The 8,734-nt window shown below is 70.2% G+C and carries 10 protein-coding genes and 1 tRNA gene; 9 read left to right on the top strand and 2 right to left on the bottom strand.

Features of this window, described 5'->3' with window-relative positions:
- From ACKOQ4_RS16590 to ACKOQ4_RS16555, 8 genes are all read left to right on the top strand, one after another.
- On the top strand, positions 1-319 hold a 319-nt coding region (locus tag ACKOQ4_RS16590; RefSeq protein WP_526293682.1), incomplete at its 5' end, for an inositol monophosphatase family protein.
- 177 nt (positions 320-496) lie between these two features.
- A complete protein-coding gene (locus ACKOQ4_RS16585; RefSeq protein ID WP_526293681.1) occupies positions 497-1,408 on the top strand; it encodes a hypothetical protein in 912 nt (303 codons plus the stop codon).
- Between the two features lie 36 nt (positions 1,409-1,444).
- A complete protein-coding gene (locus ACKOQ4_RS16580; RefSeq protein ID WP_526293680.1) occupies positions 1,445-1,948 on the top strand; it encodes an Rrf2 family transcriptional regulator in 504 nt (167 codons plus the stop codon).
- Between the two features lie 5 nt (positions 1,949-1,953).
- On the top strand, positions 1,954-3,093 hold the full coding sequence (locus tag ACKOQ4_RS16575) for a TDT family transporter (RefSeq protein WP_526293679.1): 1,140 nt from the start codon (positions 1,954-1,956) through the stop codon (positions 3,091-3,093).
- Positions 3,094-3,131: 38 nt separating this feature from the next.
- Complete coding sequence (locus ACKOQ4_RS16570) at positions 3,132-4,028, top strand: LLM class flavin-dependent oxidoreductase (RefSeq protein ID WP_526293685.1); 897 nt, start codon at positions 3,132-3,134, stop codon at positions 4,026-4,028.
- Positions 4,025-5,185, top strand: coding sequence for an alpha-hydroxy-acid oxidizing protein (locus tag ACKOQ4_RS16565; protein ID WP_526293678.1), 1,161 nt, complete (start codon positions 4,025-4,027; stop codon positions 5,183-5,185). Before ACKOQ4_RS16570 ends, ACKOQ4_RS16565 begins: the two co-directional genes overlap by 4 nt.
- Positions 5,186-5,214: 29 nt before the next feature.
- Positions 5,215-5,880, top strand: a complete 666-nt coding sequence (locus ACKOQ4_RS16560) for a pyridoxamine 5'-phosphate oxidase family protein (protein WP_526293677.1) — start codon at positions 5,215-5,217, stop codon at positions 5,878-5,880.
- Between the two features lie 265 nt (positions 5,881-6,145).
- A complete protein-coding gene (locus tag ACKOQ4_RS16555; RefSeq protein WP_526293676.1) occupies positions 6,146-6,475 on the top strand; it encodes a helix-turn-helix transcriptional regulator in 330 nt (109 codons plus the stop codon).
- Between the two features lie 8 nt (positions 6,476-6,483).
- Here ACKOQ4_RS16555 and ACKOQ4_RS16550 read toward each other — a convergent pair whose 3' ends face one another.
- Complete coding sequence (locus ACKOQ4_RS16550; RefSeq protein ID WP_526293675.1) at positions 6,484-6,912, bottom strand: hypothetical protein; 429 nt, start codon at positions 6,910-6,912, stop codon at positions 6,484-6,486.
- 22 nt (positions 6,913-6,934) lie between these two features.
- Positions 6,935-7,007 (bottom strand) — tRNA-Arg (locus ACKOQ4_RS16545).
- 52 nt (positions 7,008-7,059) lie between these two features.
- Here ACKOQ4_RS16545 and argS point away from each other — a divergent pair.
- A complete protein-coding gene (argS, locus tag ACKOQ4_RS16540) occupies positions 7,060-8,712 on the top strand; it encodes an arginine--tRNA ligase (RefSeq protein ID WP_526293674.1) in 1,653 nt (550 codons plus the stop codon).
- Positions 8,713-8,734 lie beyond the last annotated feature (22 nt).

The following is an 8,734-nucleotide window of genomic DNA, read 5'->3' as shown; positions in this document are numbered from 1 at the left end:
GATTCTGGTGTCGCGCACCCGGCCGCCCGCGGCGGCCCGGCAGGTGTGCGACGAACTGGACGGGACCCTGGTGGAGATGGGATCGGCCGGGGCCAAGGTGGCCGCGGTGGTACTCGGCCGCGCCGAGGTCTACGTCCACGCCGGGGGCCAGTACGAGTGGGATTCCGCGGCGCCGGTCGCGGTGGCCAGGGCGGCCGGGCTGCACACCTCCCGGGTGGACGGGACGGCGCTGGTCTACAACCAGGCCGACCCCCTGCTGCCCGACCTCGTGGTTTGCCGTCCCCAGTACGCCGAGGCGGTGCTCGCCGCGCTGCGGTGAGATTTCTCAGGTTTGTGTAAGTAAGATTCCGGGTATCTGACCGGGCCGACCTGGGACTTGACGCTTCTGTGCAGCATGCGTGGCTGAAGACCGCCGACGTGTCGATTCGCCGTCTCAGGCCATTCTCAGGTACTATCGCAGTTGCACTCGTAAGAAGGTGGTGTTCCAGTGCGGCGCGTGTTCGGTCCGATCATCGCGACGGGAGTGGTCATGGTGACCGCTGCCGTGGTGGCGGCTAACCCCGTCATGGGATCGAGCGCCGACGTCCAGATCCGGTCCGTGGACCTCTCATCGGGTACCGCCGAAACCTCCGGCCAGGATTTCCTCGATGCCCTCGCCCCGGCTTCGCCGGGTGCGTCCGGCCCGCTGTCCGTTCTCAAGGACGTCGTGAGCGCGCTGGTCGCCGATGCCGTTTATCTGGGCCGCAACGGGTTGTCGCAGGCCTTCACCGCGGCCGGCGACGCGGCGGCGCCCGGCCAGGACCTGGCGGCCCTGTCCGACCTGGCCGGGATCCGGCCGGCCGATCCGGCCGCCCCGTCCGCGCCCCCCGCCGGCCCGGTTCAGGTCGTGGCGCAGGCGCCCGAGCCGGGCGTCGGCGGCTCCCACGCGACCGTCCCGCCCGCCGACCTCCTGCCGGCGCAGGGGATGGGTCCGGCCTATGCCGCCCATGAGCTTGTCAGCGTCGAGCTTCCCCGCACCCTCGACGCGGTCGCCTCGGTGGTGGCGGCGGTCCCGCTGGCTCCGCCGGTGGTCGCGGACACGATCTCCGCCGTTGGCAACCGGCTGGCGTCACTTCCCGTCGCCGGTTCACAGCACTCCTACCCGGCCGGCGACAAATCCGACCCGGTTCTCGCCGGCGGCCGGGTCAGTCGGACGCCCGTCGCCGACCAGCCTCCGCTGCTGTCCGCCGGCCCCGGCGCCGATGACTCCGCTGACTCCGCCGATCCCGTTGCGGGCGGCAAGCTTTCCCCGATTCATCGGCCGTGGCGACCCGGCCCGAATCCGCGCGGTCCGGCCGGTCGTGGGGATTCCGGCGACGGTGACGCAAACTCCGCCTCCTTGCCGCGGCTACGCAACCTGGGCAGGTAGGTCCGCGGCTCCGGCGATTTTGGCAGAATCCGCGTAATGCGGATGTCGGCCAAAGCGGAGTACGCCGTCCGCGCCATGGCACACCTGGCCTCCGTCCCGCCCGGTGCCCTGGTCAAGACCGACGACCTGGCCAAGGCCCAGGACATCCCGGGCCAGTTCCTCGTCGACATTCTTTCCGACCTGCGCGCCGACCGTCTGGTCCGAAGCCACCGCGGCCGTGACGGCGGCTACTCGCTGGCACAGCCGGCCGGGGAGATCAGCATCGCCGATGTGCTGAGGTGTATCGACGGGCCGCTGGCCAGTGTGCGCGACATCGGACTTGCCGACCTCCGTTACTCGGGTCCCACCGTCGCGCTGGCCGATGTCTGGCGCGCGCTGCGCGCCAGCATGCGTTCGGTTCTGGAGGAGACCACCCTGGCCGACGTCGCCGCCGGGGCGCTGCCCGAGCACGTGGACCGGATGGCGCGGGACTACCTGACCCAGGAGGGGCGCCGCGGCCGCCGCGGGGTGCCGGGCCGGACCGGCCCGGAGCGGGAGTGAACGACGTGCCGGCCGAGACGGACTCCGGGCGAGGGCCGGGCCCGGCCACCCGGGACGAGAAGCTGGGCACGGTCGGGCCGAACTGGTTCGCCTCGGTGATGGGAACCGGCATCGTGGCCAACGCGGGAGCGACGCTGCCCGTGCAGGTCCCGGGCCTGACCCTCTTCACCCGGGTGGTCTGGGTGATCGCCGCGCTGCTGCTGGTCGCGCTTGTCGTCATCGTCGGCGGGCACTGGATCCGCCACCCGACCATCGCACGGAGCCACGCCGGCAACCCGCAGATGGCGCACTTCTACGGCGCCGCGCCGATGGCGCTGCTGACGGTGGGCACCGGCGCGCTCCTGGTCGGCGGCGCGCTGATCGGCGAGCGGGCCGCCGTCGGCCTCGGCTGGGCGCTCTGGGCCGCCGGCACCGTCGGCGGGCTGTTCACCGCGGTGACCATCCCGCTGCTGATGTTCACCCGGCACGACGTGGAACCCGACGCCGCTTTCGGCGGATGGCTGATGCCCGTCGTCCCGCCGATGGTCTCCGCCGCCGGTGGGGCCCTGCTGATCGCGCACACCCCGGCCGGTTCGGCGCGCCAGACCCTGCTCTACGGCTGCTGGGCGATGTTCGGGATGTCGCTGCTGGCCGCGTTCATCATCATCGTGATGATCTGGAGCCGGCTGGCGCTCTACGGAACCTCCGGCACCGCGCGGGTGCCGACGTTGTGGATCGTGCTCGGCCCACTGGGCCAGTCGATAACCGCGGCAGGCCTTCTCGGGCTCAACGCCGAATCGGCCGTCGACCCGTTGACCGCCCAGACCATGAACACCGTCGCGGTTCTCTACGGCGTTCCGGTGTGGGGCTTCGCGCTGCTGTGGATCGCACTGGCAACCGGGTTGACCGTCCGCACCATGCGCCGCGGCATGCCCTTCGCGCTGACGTGGTGGAGTCTGACCTTCCCGGTCGGGACGTTCGTGACCGGCACCACCCAGCTGGCCGTGCACACCGGCCTTCCGGTGTTCAGGGTCGTCGCGGTGATCGCCTACTGCTGCCTGATCGGGACCTGGCTGCTGGTCGCGGTCCGCACCACCAAAGGCGGCCTGCGCGGCCAACTCTTCACGCCGCCACCGGCCGGGCCGGTGCGAGCCCGCAAGGGGTAGCGCCGCCCTGTGCCAGAATCGCGTGGGTGCAGGTAGGCATGACCATGCCGGTGATGGAGCCCGATCTCGACACCGGCATGCTGCGGACGTGGGCGCGGTCGATCGACGAAGGACCGTTCTCCTCGTTGTGCTGGGGAGAGCGCATCGCCTTCGACAATCCGGAGGCGCTGACGCTGCTGGGTGCCCTGGCCGCCTGGACCGATCGGGTCCCGCTGACCACCACCGTCGTCGTGCCCCAGTTGCACGATCCGGTGCTGCTGGCGAAATCACTGGCCACCGGCGACATGCTCAGCGGCGGCCGGCTCACCGTCGGAGTCGGGGTCGGCGGCCGCCGGGAGGACTACCTGGCCGTCGGCGCCGACCCTGGCGGCCAGACCATCCGCGAGATGGCCGACCGGGTCGGGATCATGAAGCGGGTGTGGGCGGGGGAGAAGCTCACCGACTCGGTGGTCCCGGTCGGGCCCCGGCCGGCGCGCGGTCCGCGGCTGCTGGTCGGGACCGTCGGTCCGAGGACCCTGCGCAGCGCGGCCGGCTGGGCCGACGGACTGGCGGGGATCACCCTGGACCTGGATGTGGCCAAACAGGACGAACTGTTCGACGTCGGTCGCAGCGCCTGGGCGGCGGCCGGTAAGCCGCCCCCGCACCTGGCCACCTCGTTCTGGTTCGCCCTGGGCGAGCCCGCCCGGGCCCGCGCCCAGATCCACCGCCACCTTCGGCATTACATGAACTGGATCCCGGCCGAGATGGTCGACGCGATGGCCCCGCTCACCGGGTTCGCCGGCACCGAGGATCAGCTGGCCGAGGTGCTCCGGGGATTCGCCGCGATCGGCACCAGCGAGATCCACCTCATCCCGACCAGCTCGGACCTCGATCAGCTTCGCCGGGCCGCGGATGTGGCGGCCGACTTCGCCCCCGAAAGGAACCCAGGACGATGAGTTTCGGGGACTACCAGCTCGAGATCTACCTGCAGGGTCTCGCCGGGGTCATACCCACGCTGCCGATGTCCTTCGGCGAACTCGAGGCCCGGGCGGAACAGGCGATGCCGCCGTCGGTGTGGTCCTACGTCGCGGGCGGCGCCGGCGACGAGTCGACCCAGCGGGCCAACGTCAGCGCGTTCGGACGCTGGGGCCTGGTCCCGCGGATGCTGGTCGGCGCGACTGAGCGTGATCTGTCCGTCGAGCTGTGGGGACGGCGTTGGGCCACACCGATTTTCATGGCGCCCATCGGCGTGATCGGGTTGTGCACACGTGACCGCCACGGTGACCTCGCGGCGGCCCGCGCTGCCGCGCAGACCGGGGTGCCGATGTGCGTGTCCACCCTGACGATGGATCCGCTGGAGGACGTCGCCTCCGAATTCGGTTCCACCCCTGGGTTTTTCCAGCTCTACACCCCGTCTGACCGGGACCTCGCCGAGAGCTTCGTGCACCGTGCCGAGGCGGCGGGCTACGCCGGCATCGTGGTGACACTGGACACCTGGGTCACCGGCTGGCGGCCCCGCGACCTGTCGTTCGCCAACTTCCCGCAACTGCGGGGGATGTGCCTGGCCAACTACACCAGTGACCCGCATTTCCGGGCGAAGGTGCAGGCCGACATCGACGCCGACCCGCGCAACGCGGTCATGCACTGGGTCAGCGTTTTCGGCAACGCCGTGACCTGGAACGACCTGGCGTGGCTGCGGTCGATCACCTCGCTGCCGCTGATCCTCAAGGGCATCTGCCATCCCGACGACGCCCGCCGGGCTGTCGACGCCGGGGTGGACGGGATCTACTGCTCCAACCACGGCGGCCGCCAGGCCAACGGCGGACTGCCCGCCATCGACTGCCTGCCCGAGGTGGTGGCCGCCTCGGGCCGGACGCCGGTGCTGTTCGACTCCGGGATCCGCTCCGGCGCGGACGTGGTCAAGGCGCTGGCACTGGGTGCCGCGGCGGTCGGAGTCGGCCGGCCCTACGCCTACGGTGCCGCGCTGGCCGGAACCGATGGGATCGTCCATGTGCTGCGCTCGATCCTGGCCGAGACCGACCTGATCATGGCAATCGACGGCTATCCCGCCCTGGCCGACCTGACTCCCGAGGCGCTGCGCCGGCTGGGATGACAACGCCGCGGGTGTGCGACGCTGAGGGCATGTCGCGCCCCACGACCTCGGTGACCCGCGAGCGTCAACGGCAGAACGGCGATCGCTCGACCCTGGACGCGGTGCTCGACAGCACGCCGCTGGCCACCGTCGCCTTCCTGCGTGACGGGCATCCGGTGGCCCTGCCGGTCGGATTCGCCCGGCTCGGTGACGAACTGGTGATCCACGGCTCGACCGGGTCGCCCTGGCTTGCGGAACTCGCCGCCGGCGCCGCGGTGTCGGTCTGCGTGACGTTGCTCGACGCGATCACGGTGGCGCGCAGCGGGTTCGAGTCGTCGTTCCGGTACCGCAGCGCCGTGCTGTTCGGTCGATTCCGGTCGGTGGTCGACGAGGAGAAGGACCGCTGCCTAACGGGTTTGATCGACGCCTTCATTCCCGGCCGGGCAGCCGAACTGCGGGCCGGCACCGCCCGCGAACTGGCTGCCACCCTGGTGCTGGCGCTGCCGATCGGCACGGACAACTGGTCGCTGAAGATCGCCGACGGCTGGCCGACGGACGGGCCGGAGGACGTCGCGGCCGGCGGCTGGGCCGGAGTCGTCCCGATCGTCACGACCTACGGTGAGCCGCTGCGCGCCCCGGACTGCGCCCCGGCGGTGCGGGTCCCACCGTCGGTCGCCGCGATGACCGGGACGGTATCCGGAACGCATCGGCGCTGACACCGGTTTTTGGGTCCCTCCGCAAATCGGCGTGCCCATCGGTGCTCGCCCCGATCGCCGATTCCACGGAATGTATATCCGGCAATTCGGGTGCATGCTTCTCTAGACATAAGACCAGCTAGTGACATCTGCAATACACATGTATCGACGAATATACATTTATTGAAATTAATTCCTGAGTCATGCATTCTCGTCCTCGGAGTTATTGTTTCAGCAATTCACGACTGCACAGACGACGTCATTTACCGCGCGGGGGCACAAACCAATGGCTGTTGCGGAGACATCCATCGAGACGTGGCCCGAGTACCTGCGCCGGATCGTCGGCGGCCAGACCCAGGCGCTCATCGCCGAGCGGCTCGGTGTGGGGCGGTTGTCGGTCTGCAACTGGCTGCAGGGCAAGACCCGGCCCAAGGCGGAGACCGTCATCCTGGTGGCCCGCGTCTACGGCCGTTCACCCATCGAGGCACTGCTGGCGGCGGGCTACCTGACTCCCGACGAGTTCGACGGGCCGATGGAGATCAGAACCTCACCCAGCGCGCTGTCCGGTTCGGACCTGGCGGCTGAGGTGCGCCGGCGACTGGTCTCCGCGGGCTGACGGCGGCCTCAGGTCTTGAGGAGTTCCAGCGCGCCCCGCAGCGGCGCACTCGAGCCGCCGCACCGTTTGCCGTCCGGCACCATCAGCAAGGATCCGGTCAGCGTCCCGGCGTCCCATTTCGCGCGCATCTCGCCCGCCGAGGAGCTTCCGTCGCCGCAGCCGAACAACGTCTCCGATGTCCGGGTGAGGGTCCAGCGCCCCTCGGACAGCGTCGCCACAGCGCTCCAGCCCTTCGCCCGCGCCTCCACGGTCGCGGTGCAGCCGCCGGCGGCGGTCGTGCACTCCGGCGTGAAGGTCCACACCCCGAAGTCGGATCCGTCCACCCGGACCCGGTAGTCGCCGTTCATCGGCGCCGGATCGGCCTGCGCGGGAACCGCGGCGACCAGTAGTGCAAGCGCGCCGGCGGCAACGGAAATCAGCGACCGCCGATCCGCCATTTGAGACCCCCAACCGAAAACGTGCCCCCGGCAGGATTCGAACCTGCGGCCTTCTGCTCCGGAGGCAGACGCTCTATCCCCTGAGCTACGGGGGCGCACACGCTGCGCCGTCGGGCGGACACAGCCTAACGCATAGGATGAACCCCCGTGACCCCCGCCGATCTCGCCGAACTGCTGCGCGGCACCGCCGCCGCGGTGCTGGCCGAGCACGGCCTGGATCCGGATGCGCTGCCCGCGACGGTCACCGTCGAACGTCCGCGCAATCCCGAGCACGGCGACTACGCCACCAACCTGGCCCTGCAGGTCGCCAAGAAGGTCGGTGCCGATCCTCGTGAACTGGCGGGCTGGCTGGCCGCCGGCCTGGCCTCCGCCGAGGGCATCGCCTCGGCCGAAGTGGCCGGGCCCGGGTTCGTCAATCTGCGCCTGGAGACCTCCGCACAGGGGGTCATCGTCGCCAACGTCCTGACGGCCGGACCGGCCTACGGCAACTCGGCGTCGCTGGACGGCCGCACCATCAACCTGGAGTTCGTCTCGGCCAACCCGACCGGGCCGATCCACATCGGCGGCACCCGGTGGGCGGCGGTCGGCGACGCGCTCGGCCGGCTGCTGAGCACCCAGGGTGCGGCAGTCGTTCGGGAGTACTACTTCAATGACCATGGCGCCCAGATCGACCGCTTCGTCAACTCCCTCATCGCAGCCGCCAAGGAAGAGCCGACACCTCCGGACGGCTACGCCGGTGCCTACATCGGCGATATCGCCGCGCAGGTGCTGGCCGCGGCCCCCGACGCGCTCAGCCTGCCGGAGTCGCAGCAGCGCGAGACCTTCCGGTCGATCGGCGTGGACCTGATGTTCGATCACATCAAGACCTCGCTGCACGACTTCGGCACCGACTTCGACGTCTATACCCATGAAGAATCCATGCACAGCAGCGGCCGGGTGGAGCAGGCCGTCGCCAAGCTGCGCACCACCGGCGCCATCTATGAGAAGGACGGCGCAACCTGGCTGCGCACCACCGAGTTCGGCGACGACAAGGACCGTGTGGTCATCAAGAGCGACGGCCAACCCGCCTACATCGCAGGCGATCTCGCCTACTATCTCGACAAGCGCCAGCGCGGCTTCGATCTGTGCATCTACATGCTCGGCGCCGACCATCACGGCTACATCGCCCGGCTCAAGGCGGCCGCCGCGGCTCTCGGAGACGACCCCGACACCGTCGAGGTGCTGATCGGCCAGATGGTCAACCTCGTCCGCGACGGCCAGCCGGTTCGGATGAGCAAGCGGGCCGGCACCGTGATCACCCTCGACGACCTCGTCGAGGCGATCGGGGTGGACGCCGCCCGCTACGCCCTGATCCGATCGTCTGTCGACACCCCGATCGACATCGACCTCGCTCTGTGGTCTTCGGCATCCAGCGAGAACCCGGTCTACTACGTGCAGTACGCGCACGCACGGTTGTGCGCCCTCGCCCGCAACGCCGCCGATCTTGGCCTGGCTCCCGACACCGCGCGCCTGGATCTGCTCAGCCACGACAAAGAGGGCACCCTGATCCGCAACCTCGGCGAGTTCCCCCGGGTTCTGCAGTCGGCCGCCGCCCTGCGCGAACCCCACCGGGTGTGCCGCTACCTCGAGGACCTCGCCGGCGACTACCACCGGTTCTACGACTCCAACCGGGTGTTGCCGCAGGGCGACGAGGAGCCCGGTGACCTCAACCGCGCGCGCCTGGCGCTGTGTGAGGCCACCCGTCAGGTGATCGCAAACGGCCTGGGCATTCTCGGTGTGAGCGCCCCGGAGCGGATGTGAACGTCCACCCGGCCGGTCCCCG

The organism is Mycobacterium sp., assembly GCF_046095365.1.
Taxonomy (GTDB): Bacteria; Actinomycetota; Actinomycetes; order Mycobacteriales; family Mycobacteriaceae; genus Mycobacterium.
This window is presented reverse-complemented; position numbering and strand designations above follow the sequence as displayed.